This is a genomic window from Oligoflexus sp., assembly GCF_035712445.1.
GTDB lineage: Bacteria > Bdellovibrionota_B > Oligoflexia > Oligoflexales > Oligoflexaceae > Oligoflexus.
The window spans coordinates 1-13961 of the sequence record NZ_DASTAT010000116.1; the positions used below are offsets into that span (position 1 = coordinate 1).

At 53.1% G+C, this 13961-nt stretch carries 12 protein-coding genes and 1 pseudogene; 6 read left to right on the forward strand and 7 right to left on the reverse strand.

The window, feature by feature from the left end:
• From VFO10_RS25285 to VFO10_RS25300, 4 genes are all read right to left on the reverse strand, one after another.
• The coding region (locus VFO10_RS25285) for an NAD-dependent epimerase/dehydratase family protein (RefSeq protein WP_325144786.1) at positions 1 to 386 on the reverse strand (386 nt) is incomplete at its 3' end.
• Positions 387 to 560: 174 nt separating this feature from the next.
• Positions 561 to 929, reverse strand: coding sequence for a response regulator (locus VFO10_RS25290; protein WP_141733665.1), 369 nt, complete (start codon positions 927 to 929; stop codon positions 561 to 563).
• Positions 930 to 965: 36 nt separating this feature from the next.
• The gene (locus VFO10_RS25295) at positions 966 to 2930 is read right to left on the reverse strand and encodes a PAS domain-containing protein (protein ID WP_325144787.1); all 1965 of its coding nucleotides are present in this window, start codon (positions 2928 to 2930) and stop codon (positions 966 to 968) included.
• On the reverse strand, positions 2927 to 3514 hold the full coding sequence (locus VFO10_RS25300; protein ID WP_325144788.1) for a hypothetical protein: 588 nt from the start codon (positions 3512 to 3514) through the stop codon (positions 2927 to 2929). Before VFO10_RS25300 ends, VFO10_RS25295 begins: the two co-directional genes overlap by 4 nt.
• A 148-nt stretch (positions 3515 to 3662) precedes the next feature.
• Here VFO10_RS25300 and VFO10_RS25305 point away from each other — a divergent pair, with 148 nt between their 5' ends.
• Positions 3663 to 4280, forward strand: a complete 618-nt coding sequence (locus tag VFO10_RS25305; protein ID WP_325144789.1) for a hypothetical protein — start codon at positions 3663 to 3665, stop codon at positions 4278 to 4280.
• Here VFO10_RS25305 and VFO10_RS25310 read toward each other — a convergent pair.
• Entirely contained in the window at positions 4277 to 5563 is a 1287-nt protein-coding gene (locus VFO10_RS25310; RefSeq protein WP_325144790.1) for a SpoIIE family protein phosphatase, read from the reverse strand. The genes VFO10_RS25305 and VFO10_RS25310 overlap by 4 nt on opposite strands.
• Before the next feature lie 286 nt (positions 5564 to 5849).
• Here VFO10_RS25310 and VFO10_RS25315 point away from each other — a divergent pair, with 286 nt between their 5' ends.
• The 5 genes from VFO10_RS25315 (at position 5850) to VFO10_RS25335 (ending at position 10346) form a co-directional block, all read left to right on the forward strand.
• Positions 5850 to 7148, forward strand: a complete 1299-nt coding sequence (locus VFO10_RS25315) for a carbohydrate porin (protein WP_325144791.1) — start codon at positions 5850 to 5852, stop codon at positions 7146 to 7148.
• 120 nt (positions 7149 to 7268) lie between these two features.
• The gene (locus VFO10_RS25320; protein WP_325144792.1) at positions 7269 to 7688 is read left to right on the forward strand and encodes a hypothetical protein; all 420 of its coding nucleotides are present in this window, start codon (positions 7269 to 7271) and stop codon (positions 7686 to 7688) included.
• Between the two features lie 170 nt (positions 7689 to 7858).
• Entirely contained in the window at positions 7859 to 8983 is a 1125-nt protein-coding gene (locus VFO10_RS25325; protein WP_325144793.1) for a hypothetical protein, read from the forward strand.
• A 353-nt stretch (positions 8984 to 9336) separates the two neighbouring features.
• Positions 9337 to 10059 (forward strand): hypothetical protein, encoded by a 723-nt coding sequence (locus tag VFO10_RS25330; RefSeq protein WP_325144794.1) that lies wholly within the window; start codon positions 9337 to 9339, stop codon positions 10057 to 10059.
• On the forward strand, positions 10056 to 10346 hold the full coding sequence (locus tag VFO10_RS25335) for a hypothetical protein (protein ID WP_325144795.1): 291 nt from the start codon (positions 10056 to 10058) through the stop codon (positions 10344 to 10346). The genes VFO10_RS25330 and VFO10_RS25335 overlap by 4 nt, the downstream gene beginning before the upstream one ends.
• On the opposite strand, the gene VFO10_RS25340 is transcribed toward VFO10_RS25335, so the two are convergent.
• Both VFO10_RS25340 and VFO10_RS25345 read right to left on the reverse strand, forming a co-directional pair.
• Positions 10335 to 13742 (reverse strand): hypothetical protein, encoded by a 3408-nt coding sequence (locus VFO10_RS25340; RefSeq protein ID WP_325144796.1) that lies wholly within the window; start codon positions 13740 to 13742, stop codon positions 10335 to 10337. The two genes, VFO10_RS25335 and VFO10_RS25340, sit on opposite strands and share 12 nt — an antisense overlap.
• A gap of 7 nt (positions 13743 to 13749) precedes the next feature.
• Positions 13750 to 13961: pseudogene (locus VFO10_RS25345) on the reverse strand (hypothetical protein); the annotation flags it as partial.

Below are 13961 nucleotides of genomic sequence, written 5' to 3' on the forward strand. Positions count from 1 at the left end.
AAAGGTTCAGAATCGTAGGGATAAAAACCGATGGCCGATGTGCTCACGAAACAGCTGAGCGGAGTCTTGCGTTTGGCCAGTGCGGCTCCCAAGCGCCTTGTGGCTAGACCTCGGGATTTTTGAATGGCTTCCTTGCGCTCCGAAGTCCACGCACCTTTGGCGATGGACTCCCCCATGAGATTCACCACCGCATCGAATGATTCCAGATCATGGGGACATTCAGATTTCGTAGGATCCCAAATCAAAGTCTGGCAGGGCAAACTCCAGTCGCCAGGCAGACTTTCGGGACGGCGTAGCAAGAGAGTCAGTTCGTGGCCGTCACAGAGGAGACGTGTGCAAAGCGATCGTCCAATAAATCCAGTGGCACCAGTGATGAGTATTCTCACGGCAAGCTCCTCCCACAATTTTCTTTTTTATAGCGGAATGCGAAAAGGAGAGCCAGGGGGATTCGTAGGCGAACACTGCACAGGTGTCCAGGTTCGGAGGAGTGAGAAATGCCCGAGCTTCAAAGGATCCAGGCTAGCGGGCACGCTCGATAGAGGTCACGGGCAAGCCCGTGATTAGCGACTCAAGACTTTTTCAATCGCGGGGAGCACTTTGGAAGGAACCAAAGGCTTCACGATCCAAGCCAAAATACCAGCAGCTTTACCAGCAGCTTTAATATCGGGCGTGGCTTCCGTCGTCAGCATGAGCATGGGCACCTTGGCAAGCTCAGGGATTTCCCGAACTTTCGAGGCCATCGTCACGCCGTCCATCTGGGGCATGTTGAAGTCAGTGATGATCATGTTGATGTCTTTGTTCTCGACAGCTTGTCTGAGACCATCAGCCCCATCAACACCTTCGATGACCTTGTGGCCAGCCCCTTCCAACGCTTCCCGCAACTGGATACGGAGGGTTTCCGAGTCATCGACAATCAGAATCTTTGCCATAGTGTATCCCCACAAGAAAGCACGATTGGTTAAAGGTTAGACAACCTCTGTATCAGATTTTAAACGAAACTGGAGCATGAGTCCAAGACCCAGCTGAGAAGTTAATCGAATATCTGTTGCTTTCTGCTCATCGAAGAACCGTTTGAGGCCCGCAAAGTCCACGATAGGGCCGCTGTCCGGCTTTTCCTTATGCAAAAGCGACGAGGCAAAAACCTGCTGGAAAACCTGCTCATCCGACATTTTCTGTAGGATGGCTTCGCTGACGAGTCCCTTCTCTTTCATAATTTCACGCAGTTTGCCGGCTGACATCCCGCGTCCATCATCGGAAAGTTGAAAAAGAACACCGTGATCATCGGCCACAGCCTTGATGCGGATATGCCCGTACTCGGCCTTGGCCAGTTTCCGGCGGCGTGCCGGTGTTTCAATCCCGCCACTGATGGATTTCTCGATCAGAACGGCAAAGATATCCCGCAGAGGACGGGCCATTTCGGGCGGAACCAGAACGTTGTCCCACTCGAAGGTAATCTTTACGAGCTTACGATCATGCGCCGATTGAACTTTTGCCAAATCGGCAAGGAAAGGCTCCATCGTCGAAAGACGCAGATAGTTGATCTTGAGAACGTGCTTGCGCAGTTTCATCAGGACATCGCGGGCGGCTTCCAGGGAATCCGGCTTGATGCTCTGAATCGCCTGATCAATGGTGGCGGTGATGTCTTTATAGAGCGTGGGATCGAGCTTATGCTGAAAATCGCGCGTGATATCATCATCGGTATTCAGCGTGTAGAAAATTCGGACGAGTTCCACGCACTCGGTGCGGATTTGCGAATATTCCTTGGCCAGTTCATTGCGATTCTTGAAAAGTTCCTGTCCGGGTTCACCGGCCAGCTTCACTTCCAGGATCTCGACCATTTCTTTCAGGGTCAGAAAACCGGCACTGTCGGCGGCGAACTTCACCCCGTCAACGCCGGTCTTGAAGGCTTTGAAATCATCGACTTCCAGCGCGTGATCCAGGCGGCGGATCAGGGCTTCCAGATCAAGGCAGATCCCTTGCAGTATGCTGTTTTCCGCGTTCTGGATTTCCAGGATGCGGCGAACCGCGGATTCATTGCGCTTGATCCAGACGTTGCGTTCTTCACGCTCGCGGATGAGGTCCGTGCGATTCTCGATGATGAGCAGGATTTTCTGAACGACGCCATCGGCGGTGACGGCATGGTAATCCACCTTCAGCCACAGCTCGCTGTCTCCAATGCGGCGACGCAGGAGATTCGGGAACTGGGTCTTCACCGATTCGAACCAGTACTCCGATTCGCCAATGGCGCGAACCAGGAGCTTGCAGGCTTCGATTTCAGGCGCTTTCATCGTCGCAAAGGCAGGTTCGAACAGGAGTTCAACGATGCCGACCTTGGCAAAACCATTGTTCAGTCCAGAATAACGAGCGTGCTGCAGCAGGTATTCGCAGTAGCGGCTGTAGTTGGGTTCCACCTGGCCGCGCGTTCCCACGCTCAGAATACCTATGGGAATGCTGCTGTAGATCTGGGACAGCTCGCGTTCGAAACTGCGAATATCCACAAGGTTGCGGCCATAGAGTACAATCAGAGGGATTTTATCAAAACGCAAGGGAACGAGTGGACGCAGGGCCCAGTGATAAGGCTGGGCCTCATCCTTGCCCGTGATGGCCTGCAGTTCGAATTCATGCGGGCGCTCGAAACTTTTGGGGTTCTGCGCCACGAGTTGGATTTTGTTGAAAAGGATGTTGGCGGATTCCACGTCGAAGACTTTGGCGAGGTTGGTCCCCAGGTAGTATTCAGGCTCGACCTTCAAAAGCCGGCAACCTTCGAGGTTCGCTTTTAAAATCGTGCCTTTGACGTCAAAGACGAAAAGCGCATCGGGCATCTCATCGACCAGCTGTTCGATGCTGGTCTTCGACTGCTCAAGAGTCGAGATGATGTTATGCGTCGCATGCAGGTTCTGTATGGCTTCGATCTTGGCGGAAACGCTCATAGGAACTCCATATCGCTCTCGGAGCTGGTGTCGCTGGTAGGATCTTTAAGATCCTGAGCCGCGGCCCATACATCCGCGCGTGCTGCCATGGTGCAGATCACGCTCCCCGACGGCCACTTCAGATGCCAGGCGTCGATCGAAATGATTTCATTGCTGACATCCCGATCCATTCGCCAGATTTCATCGAAACCACGGGTGACGATAGGAATACTCAAACCAGTGTGAATGCCGACTTCGGCAAGCTTGGCTTTGATCACACCGGCTGTCAGGTTACAGTATTCTCGCATAAAATCGCCGATCAGGTCGGCATTGATTTTATCTATGTCCTTGTTAAGGGCACGGGCCACGAGACCCTGGATATCGCTGGAGCTGTAATGAGCCTTGAACGTGATCTTGCCGCCTTCGCCCGCCAGGAGTATGAAGGCCATCCAGTGGGCATGAACCGTCAGACGGTTGGCGGCATAGGGAAGTTCTTCCGAAATGATGTCCTGGCGATGCGCAACGGTCTTCATCCGTTCCAGAGACGCAAAGCGTACGAGCTTTTGCAAATTCTCGGAAACGATACCGGAGCCGGGTATTTCCAAGGTACGCGCTGCGGAGTCGATGATACACCTCGCGGCAAAATTCAAGGCGAAAATGATGGGAAGCTAGCTCCATGATACCGAATACTGCCGAAAACTGTCAAATGTGTTTAAATAGAGGATAAGAACCAGAACAAGGGGGCCCGAGCAAATGTCGGCGACTGCAGAGCAGAGCAAACAAGGTGGTCATTCATTAGCTTATCTGAAGGACGCCCACCAACATCTTTATACCATGATACGCGAACTCTCTCGCAAACGCTTTGCGGACATAACTGCCAGGCGTGACCTCGTCATCGAAGAGCATGAGCATCCCGACGATTTCATCTATGGATCCCACCTGACGGTCATACAGATCGCGGCCAAGGATCTGCGCATCACCTATAAGTCGCATTTCAATTTGAGCGATGTGATGACGCTGACTCAGCGCAAAGGCGCGCCCGAGCGCTCGCACGAGCAGGTCCTGAAATCGTCCTACGATCTTTTCAAGGAATACAATAACCTGGTGGCTGGTGGAATTACCCAGCAGCTGCATAGCTGCGGGATCGTCGCGGGTATCAGTTTGCCCATCGCGACCAGCGGCTTCGATGAACTGATTTCATCCGACGAAGTCCGCACCTCGCGCCTTTATGATTTCTGGAAAATTCGTGGCGAAGGCTTTCACTTCACATGCAGCGTGTATGCGGAGATCTTCGAGACGGAGCTTCTCGATCTCTTCGTTTACGGTGATATCGCGATGGATGACGACGGCGGCGAGATCGAGCTGCTTTAAGCCTTGTCTTTCTTATTCATGAAGACATCGACACTGACCAGGGTCAGGTCATCGGCCAAAGGCTGCTTGCCAAAGAACTGCAAGGCGTGGTCGACGATGGAATCACGGAAGGCCACGCCCTCTTTTTCCATGCTGCGCGCGATGGATTTGCGGAAGCTGGATGAACCATACATCTGCCCTTCTTCACTCTTGCACTCGATGATGCCGTCGGTGAAGAGGATGAAGCGATCCATGTCCTGAAGCGGCAATTCCTTTTCCAGATACACAGTCTCCGGATCAAAACCGATCGGGTTCCCCTGAATAGCCAAAGCTTCAGGGCCCCGGAAGGGTTTGACGTTCTCTGGCAGCGCTTCTTTATGAATGGCCTGCCGGCGGTACTGTCCCTTCAGGAACAAAGGAAAATTATGACCAGCGTTGCAGGCTCGCACGACGCCCGTGTTGGTGTCGAAGAGCATCGCAAAGAAGGTCATGAAAAACTTGCCTTTGAAGGTATCGTAGACGATCTTATTGATCTGATGCAGAAGGTTCGACGGATGCAGATAGTCCTTGGACTTGCCGGTCCGGGCCGTGTTCGCGTAAGCCATGCAGGTCGCCTGGGTCATGGCTGTCACCAGGGCGGAAGCTGCACCGTGGCCGGTCACGTCCCCGACGCACACGAGGTCGACGCCATCTCCAAAGTTGAAGTGGCCCCACCAGTCGCCGGAACATTGTTCGGCTGGACGATAAAACGAGCAGATCTCGATACCCGCGGACCGTATGCGATTCGGCGGAAAGAAGGCCGCCTGCATGATCTGCGCGGTTTCGAGTTCGGTTTCCAGCTTGGCTTTCTCTGCGCGCTCGCGCAGAACTTCGGTAATATCGCGTCCGACCAAAAGCAGGATGGTTCCGCGTCTGACGCTCACGGCCTGGAACGGCCTGACACTCCAGAGGATTTCACGGGAGTTGGGGCCCATTTGAATCGGCAATTGGAATTCGCTGGGCGCACCGGCCAAACCACTTCTCTGAAAGGGTTCCAGACGGTTCTGGAATTGCGTCCAGTCGTCTTCTTTAAATAGTTGTTTCATCTGACAAAGGTGAACCAGATCATGATCTATTTGCAGCCACGTGGCCGCACGCTGGTTGCCCCAGATAATTCGACCTTCGGTCGTAATCAGGCAGGTCAGGTCCTGCATGCCGTTGATCAAGGATTCAAGGGAGGATTTTGCCTTTTCCAAATTGACCACGATCTCGTGGGTCGCGATCATCGTCGCGCTTGCCAACTGTTCCCGTGGTGTCATGGACATGAAATACTCCAGGTACGAGAGTCCTACCTCGATCTTATCGGCCACATTTAGTAAGTCACAAGCGGCAAATCCTTCCTGGATAAGGCTTACCGGGCCATTAAGACCTTGAAAACTGTCGTGATGACCTTACAAAACAATCCTTTTTGTCGATTTTTAAATCAATAATTAGAGTTCCATGAAAAGTCCGCGGGACAAGCCATACGGTTAGGCTATATAACCCCGTTGTGCCATGGAGCACATTTGTGAACAGAGGGTTCGAGATTTACTGAAAGACAAGGAGTGTATCGTGAAACAAATCTCCCGTTTGATGATGCTGGGCGGCCTGACACTGTCTGCTCAAGCGTTCTCCCAGGAGTGGTCCTTCACCCCAGAAATCTATTCCCGCGGGGGCGTGACGTATAAGTCCGACTTTTCCAAGGAACAGGGTCCAGGGAATCAGCACGAAGCGTTCAACCTGGGGCCTTACAATACGGAAGGCTTGATCGACTATCCCCTGACTGAAGTGACTTTGCACGCAGGGTATGGCGACAACTTCAAGTTCCATTATGGTTTCGATGTGGCTGGTAACCGCCGCTTCCTTGAAAAGAATGAAACCAAGTCCTCTTTGAACGAGCGCGTTGTTTACGGCGAATTCAAAGTCGGCAACGGCTGGAGCGTTTGGTACGGTAATCGTCCCTTCCGCAGTCCTCCCGAATTTTTGTCCCGCTCATTTTATTTCGATGAGAGAAACATCCTCGGCGGTGGCGTGCGCGTCGAAGGCCTCGGTCCTTTGAATGTGGACCTGGCTTACGGCTCGAAAGTCAACGACTATGCGGCTGGCGCGGATACCGTTCAAGAGAACCAAAATATTCTGATCAACAAGATCGAATATCCTCTGCAGAACGGCGCGATCAAGACCAACCTTGAGTGGCATAAAACTGACAAGAACGTTTCCGATGGCGACGGCGAGCTGAGCAGCACCGGCTATCTGATCGGCGCGGCCTATCAGCGTTGGGGTGATCAGGTTCTCGGTGGCGGTCTTTATAACCAACTCGTGGTGCAAACCTCGAAAGGTTACATCGGCAGCGGCGCGATGTCCTCGGCCTTCCAACCTGGTGATGACCAGAAGTACGATGACGCCAAGCAGCCTTCGAAGCTCCTCGTGGGCTGGAACGGTGACTGGAAAGCCAGCGGCTACGGCGTTTACTGGCTGGCCCTTTATCAGGACCACCGCGGTGAGGCCCCTGATTATTCGGATAGCGAAATGTCCTGGCGCTTTATCGATGGCATGATCCGTCCGGTTTATGCTTTGACCCCGAACGTGACTGTGGGTGCTGAACTCGACCGTCGCTCGGTGCTGAAAGAAGGCCGCGGTCTTCGCGATGGCGTGATCAACGGAACCAACGGCTGGGCTACCAACTCGGGTGCCACACGTTGGGGCGGAATTATCAGCTATAACCTGGAAAACAAGATGTTTGATTATCCGACCATCGGTATCTACGCCGGTGAGATCATCAAGGATAAGACGACCACCTTCTTCACCAGCGAGAGCCCACGCCGCTCGACGCATTTCGTTCGCTTCTATTATGAAGTGAAGATCAACTGATGATCCTGGGGGATGGTTCGCCATCCCCTTGTAATTTCTAACTTATTTAGTTCTGCAATATTTCCAAGTCCTTGGCGTCCTCCCCTTCGAGTTCGATTTTTCGAAAGGAGAGAGACACCGATGAGCCTCCCGTCCTATGCACTGACAGCCGCCAACTACAGTATCCCTTACAATCCCTTCAGTGCTGAAGTGGATCAGGTTCTGTTGGAAGCCAATCACGCTTCAGAAATCCTGCGAACTCTGTACTGCCTCTTCAAAGGCAAACAAAAGAAAGTATCTTTGACTTTTATTTGCCGCAGCGCGGGCATTCCTTCCAAAGGCTATCTGGCTCTGGTAATGAATGGTCAGCGTCGTCTGCATGCGAAGTACTGGGAAGCGATTTTTCGGACGTTCAAACTGAACGAGATGCAGCGCGAGATTCTGCGCGCGTTTCTGGAAATGGATCAGCTCAGCTGTGAACACTCTCAGGCTCTTCAATTTCGTCAGATTATGGCACTTCGCCAGAGCCTTCGGACCCAGGCGAATTCATACCTTATCTGACCGTTAACCTGCGGTGACTCATCCAAAAAGAGGTCAATCGACCCTTTCACCGCAGGTAATAGTTCCGCCCAAGCCCCCGTTTTTTCAAAGCTATCAAAACTCATTCAAGACAGGACCAGCATAAACCGAAAAGGTTCCATGGGGTAAGTACACTTTAGAGGAGTACACAGATGGGACCTGATTCTCTGCCACCCATGGATATTGAGAAAAAGTCCGTCAACCTTTGGTTGGTGGCCATCGTGGTCTTCATCACCGGCCTTGGCGCTGGCGTCTTTATTCCAGCTGGCCTGAAGCAGCTTGGATGGGTGGACGCAAAAGTAGCCTCCAATAAGGAGTCTACGACACCAAGCGCACCCGTTGCGAATAAACTCCGTCGTGTCGATCCTCCGCTTTCGCATGCGCCGGCCGTTGAAGCCGAGGCTCCAAAAGCTGCGACCAAGGTCGCTGCAGCTCCCAAAAAAGAGAAGCTCGAAAAGCCCAAGCAGAAGCTGGCAGCTGCCGCTTTCCGGGCGAATAAGGACGAGAAGAAAGCGGAAAAAGCGGTAGCCAAAGTAGAGAAGCCGGCTCCTGCACCCGTGAAAGAAGAACCCGTGGTGAAAGCCAAGGCCAAGGATGTGAAAGTGGCCAAGGTTGAGAAGGCTCCCGCGCCTTCCGCTACCGCGGATTTGATCGAGGAAGTTCCATCGGCGTTGACCGCCGTTCAGGTTGAAAAGCTGATGCAGACCAATTCGGTGGCCATGGCTAAAAATCAAAAGGGCCTGGCTCGTCCCGTGTCGCTGCCTCCTTCGCAGAATCTGAATGCGGCATCGGCAGCGCCTCAAGCTTTGTCTCCCCTGCCGATCCTGAAAACAGATCCGCGCGGCGAGAGCAAGACCTATCCCGTGAGCATCAACAACGCGAGCTTTTCAAAAGCGAACCTGGCTAACTGTACCAGGCGCTGCGCTCTGATGGGCATGGATGCGATGGGCAATCCTATCAAAGCCATCATTGATGGAGCGACTTATGCTTCCGCTTTGATGCAGCATAACGGAACGATCAATATTTCCGGCCAGCCGCGGATTATCAAGAATCAGCAGATTCTGGTGGTCGAGAATATCACCTTCAACCTGTCGTCATCCCAGAAGGCTGTCGCCAAGCGCGGTCGCGCCGCAGCGGTGGCGCCTGTTCCTGCGAATGATAAGGCTGCTGGTTACACGGAAGTTTCCTTTGAAGGGGACGACCTGAAGCCCGGCACTGTAATCAAGAACAGAAAGCAGATTCCGATCGAAGACCAGCAGGAAATCCCTGCTCCTTGATTCCAACATGCGCGGTCCCCTCTGGGGACCTTTTTATTTCTGCCCCTTCTTTCTCACTTGTCGCCTCTTCTTTTCTTCCAGAATCACTGTTTTTCCGGTTGATGATGCAGTTGTGCATTGCGCGGCTTGCGTCTGTAAACGAACGAAGAACTGGTTATGGTGAGTTATAATCTGGTTGAGAAGGCCTTAAAGGCGCACTTAATGTCGCTTATGAATCAATGAAACTCATGCATCCCTTATTTTTCCTCACTTTGAGCAATGCTCCGCACTAGCACTGTCCACAGCTTTGTATTATGTTGCCCCTGGAAGACCAATAAACACAATGCACTTTGATTCCTAGGCGTGGGGAGTTTATGCTGGCAGATCTCAAAGAACTCATTGACGCATGGCTGAAAGACCGGCCAACTCGTAACCTGTCTCTTCTGTCGAGGCAGTCGGGTGTACCCTACCCGACCTTGCGTCGCGTCTATCAGCAGGAAAACGTCCCGACTCTGGAAACGGTGCTCGCCCTATTGAATGTGATTGCGGCCAATGAAGCGGCCATGAGCTTTCTGAACAAGCATTTCAGCGATATCGGGGCCTGGGTTGGCAAGATGGTGCACAGCTACGATGTGAGTATCACCAGCGGCGACTTCAATGAGGAGCTTCGCGACCGCATCAGCTTCGCCATTATCACGCTGGCCAGCTCCGGCGGAACAACCATGGACATCGTCGGCCGAAAGTTCGGAGAGTATGGGCTTGTGAAGCTCAAGCGCCTCCTGGAAATCGAGGCCGTATACGAGCAGGATGGGATCCTTCGTTGCCGTTATGAAAATTTTTCTGTATTGGATCCTCGCTTGATTCTCGAACAAATCAAGCATACTGTCGATCTCTTTGACATGACCCAACTCGGTGATCCTGCCGTGTGCGCCCAGCTGCATACTGATGGCCTTGACTCTCAGGGTGTTACGGAGCTGCATAAGCGCATCATGGAATTTGAAGAGGATTTACGTCAGATCTTCAATCGGTACCGAGGGCCTCATGTGGTGATGCTGAGCTATATTTCAAGCTTCCTTCAGAAAGGCACAACCTTATGAAAAAGACACTAGTAACGATAGGCCTGCTGATGTTTGCATCGGCTTCTTTTGGTAGCGATGGACAGCATACCGGTGTCGGTGGCAATCCCTTTACTCCGCCGCCTAATCCCAGCAGCACAGTTCTGCCGTCCTGGAGCAGCATCGTTCAGAGCCTTGTGACACCCGGACTCATGATCCTTGTGCCCTCGGACCTTGATTCCCAGGATGCCGCTGATCAGCAGCCAGCATCCCAGAACGACAAGAAAAATCAGAAGAATGACAAGGCCGGCACCAGCTCAGCGCAGTGATTGCAAAAGAGCATCGCGATAGCCTTGCAGGCCGGCGTAAATCGCCGGCTTTTCCTTTTCCAGAAACTGGACGTTGTCCTGGGCCAGGATGCTTTGGCTGCCGTCGGCAAAGGTCTTCTGGCGAGCTGGATCCTGGCGCAGCTGGAAGGCCAGCGCGATCAGCTGAACTTCCGTCCATTTCGCCCGCACTTCAGCTGCGGGATTTTTTTCCTCGGAAAATTCCTTACGTGTCCCGGCCAGAGTTTTATCCAAGGTCGCCAGCATCGAGGCACTGGGCTCCAGCTTCTGATCGCGAACAAGGATCATGAGATTTTTCAAACTCACAAAGACCGTATGAGCGAGGTGCCCGTACTTCGTTCCATGCGACTCGGTCAAACGCAGGGCCTGTTCCAGGCTCGCAAGTCCTTCTGCCTTCTGCCCGGCTTCCAGCTGCCAACGCGCCAGATCCTGGGTTTCCTTGATCCACTGCGCGCTCAAGGTTTCGTCCTGGAAATGAAGGTTTTTGGCCTGATCCATCATCCCCGGAAACATGGCGAGCCTTCTCTGTAATACGGATATTTTTTTGGTTATGGGAAGTTGAAGTCGGGCCAGAAGACCCAACGCCACGAATTGGACTTTGATGGGTTGATAGACCAGCATGATGCCTTTGCCCTGCCCGGACTTTTCCTGCTGAGACAGTGTGATGGCTTTCTGCAGGGCCTGTTCAGCTTCGTCCCAGCGTTTCAGTTTGCCAAGGACGAAGCCATGGCTTAGCCATAAGCTCGCCCGGGCCTTGTCGCCCAAGGCCGGCATGACCTTCGCATAGTATTCGGCAGCGGAATCGTATTTACCGGCATTCCAGGCATAGAATGCGGCTTTTTCCTGGAATGGCAGAGGGTTTTGCGGACTGGTTTTCAAAGCCTCTTCCATCGACTGATAGGCTTCCATGAAGCGATAGCTCTTATACATGGCTTTGGCCTGCAGCCAGAGCACAGCCTGTTTCATGGCCACCGAAGGATAATTCATCTCGTTTCTGCGCAGGAAAAATTCCGCGGCCAAGGAATAGTTGCGAATCGAGCTGTGCAGCAGGCCCAGATTCTGATACGCGGCGCTTTTGATGCGATCGTTGTTCCAGCCGGCGTCGATGGCGAAGAGATAGGAGCGATGCGCCTTGTCCGAAAGGTCACGATCGAAGGTGAAATCCTTTTCCGTCATCAGCATCAGACGGTGATAAAGATAACCCTGGAAAAGGTAGCGCGTCCCGACTCCGATGTGGTCATCGCTCATCTGGTCCAAAGCTTCAGCGGCCTCTTCCAGATCATGTTCATCGACTTTGTCGGGATTGATCAGAATTTTTCGCAGAGTTTCCACGAACACGCGACTTTCGGCGCGAATCAGGCCGTCCTTCTGCATGGTATTGTAGGCGCTTTCCAGCTCGCCCCAGGTTCCAAAATGCAAAAGCGCATACTGGTAGTGGGATTCGAGATCGTCACTGGTACGAATACTGTCCATGAAGGCGCCGCTCGCCAGGGGTTTTTCCTGGGGATTGTCGCTGTGATAGAAGCGATAGGCAATGTCGAGACTATTCTGCCTTAAGGCCTCGATAGCAAAGGGATATTCCTTGGTATCCTTTTTCACGTAGGTCAGCCAGAGACTCATGATGGTCGAGAGTTCCCGACTCTTTTTTGCCTGATAGAGAACGATCATGCCGCGATTAAAGAGCAGGCGCATTCCGTAGTAATCGTCCTTCAGGCGCTTGATGCGCTCGACTATCGCTCGCATCTCGGTGCGGCTGGCCTCCCTGTTCGCGGCCACGGACACGCGATAGAGCTGCTTTTCATGATCGAGCAGATCATTCAGGAGTGGGTTTTGTCCGACCTTCTTTTGCAAGGCATCCACGGCCGCAGTGGGATCGACTCCGGGTTTCAGCAGCTCCAGCCAGCGCGAAAGATAATAGAGGCGGGTTTCTTCCGAAAGCTCGCTATTCAAAAGTCGCTTTTCCAGGGCTGCGCGATAGGCTTCGTCGTTCTTGCCTGCACTTAGTTTGACGAGCTGCGTGAGCCAGTAAAGAGTCAGCCCATCATCCGATTCTATTTTATCGGCGCGGGCCAGGGCATCTTTGTGCCGGTTCGCAAAAAGGTCCATATAACCCAGGGCCACTTTCTGCAAGGGAGTGGCGGGCAGCTTTTGCAGCTGGGCCCTTTGCCGATCAATCATCTGGGCAAAAGCCCCAAGGTTTTCCTTGCGCGGCAGGACTTCCCAGCTTGCATACGTATCGAGCAGGATTTTATGAATCTTGAAATCATCCGCCTCGGTGCTGAGGCGGTCGGCGTAATAAGCCGCAGGCATCCATTCACCCCAAAGGATGAAGTTGCTGAGCGTTCGTTCCCGCAGTTCGCGCTCTGAAAGCTGGAAGCGGGCGTGCAGATGATTCAAAAGAAGTATGCGGTCCGAATAGGAACGGGCGGCGCGATGCGCTTCCCAAAGGTCATCCTGATTCCAATCGGTCGGGACGATGCCCGTCAAAGCCGTGCGATACACATCCAGGGCGCCTTCAAAGGCGCAGGTCATATAAAGGACCTTGCGGGCCGGGAAGGGATAGGAGCAGTTCTGGTTGAGCGAGGTTAATTGCTCGGGTTCCTTCCGCGAGCCATCCACCGGAATGCGGAAAATAGCGGCTGCATCGCGACCATCAAGGCGCAGGTCGCGGTTACTGTCCAGCATGTACTGGGCAAAATAAATGTAAGTGCCGTCCACGGAAAATTGGGCGGGTCCTGTCGCGCCAGCCAGATCGAGGCTCAGCGTACGGATCGGTTTCCGACTTTGGACATCATAGATGATCAGGTCATTGCCCTTGCCCTTATAAACCAGGGTCCGCCCATCTTTGGCAAGACTTGGGTTATAAAGGGTACCTTCAATCACCAGCTCCGTTTTCTTGGATTTCACAGTCAGAAAAATCAGCTGGGACTGCGTTCCCGCATCATTGCTGCGGACGAAGGCCAGCGTTTCGTTATCGACCCAGAACGGCGAGTGTTCCGAGGCTCCTGGGCCGGTCACACATAGAATGTCCTCGCCATCCAAAAGGCAGATGTCACCCTTTGCATCGCGGCGGAAATAGGTGAAGGCCAATTCCTTGCCATTGGGACTCAAGGCCGGATTCTTGGCATCCGTATCGGCTGTGGTCATGGCGCGTATTTTGCCGGATTTCATGTCGTAGCGCATGATCTGGGACGAAAGATTCTGGCTGCGGGTGAAGTATATAACGGATTCATCATCCGATACCGCCGACTGAAAATTGTCATAGGGCCCGACCGTGATTTTTTCCAGCTGGGCCATTTTCTGCGATTTTTCAGCAGCCCCGGCCTTCACCGACAGACTCAAAAGCGAGGCCAACACTATCCCTGGGAGCATCCGCATGGTTACCTCACTTGGCTTTGGGCTCGGACTTCTTCTTTTCATTATCACTATGAGTCATACTGAAAATCTGCCTTTGTTCCACCAGATCGCTCGTGGATTCAAGCGGCTGCGGCCCTGGATTCAACGCCTGTTTTTGATAGGCCTGATCCAATTCCTGCCAGTCACCGCTCGCTTCCAATTCCAGGACGGTCTGCCGATCGATCAGGTAGACATCGGGTA

What these genes read in the sequence shown, in the direction of transcription:
- VFO10_RS25310 (WP_325144790.1), bottom strand. Translation starts at nt 5,563, where the DNA reads ATGTCCATGACACCACGGGAACAGTTGGCAAGCGCGACGATGATCGCG.
- VFO10_RS25290 (WP_141733665.1), bottom strand. Translation starts at nt 929, where the DNA reads ATGGCAAAGATTCTGATTGTCGATGACTCGGAAACCCTCCGTATCCAG.
- VFO10_RS25320 (WP_325144792.1), top strand. Translation starts at nt 7,269, where the DNA reads ATGAGCCTCCCGTCCTATGCACTGACAGCCGCCAACTACAGTATCCCT.
- VFO10_RS25325 (WP_325144793.1), top strand. Translation starts at nt 7,859, where the DNA reads ATGGGACCTGATTCTCTGCCACCCATGGATATTGAGAAAAAGTCCGTC.
- VFO10_RS25330 (WP_325144794.1), top strand. Translation starts at nt 9,337, where the DNA reads ATGCTGGCAGATCTCAAAGAACTCATTGACGCATGGCTGAAAGACCGG.
- VFO10_RS25295 (WP_325144787.1), bottom strand. Translation starts at nt 2,930, where the DNA reads ATGAGCGTTTCCGCCAAGATCGAAGCCATACAGAACCTGCATGCGACG.
- VFO10_RS25305 (WP_325144789.1), top strand. Translation starts at nt 3,663, where the DNA reads ATGTCGGCGACTGCAGAGCAGAGCAAACAAGGTGGTCATTCATTAGCT.
- VFO10_RS25340 (WP_325144796.1), bottom strand. Translation starts at nt 13,742, where the DNA reads ATGCGGATGCTCCCAGGGATAGTGTTGGCCTCGCTTTTGAGTCTGTCG.
- VFO10_RS25335 (WP_325144795.1), top strand. Translation starts at nt 10,056, where the DNA reads ATGAAAAAGACACTAGTAACGATAGGCCTGCTGATGTTTGCATCGGCT.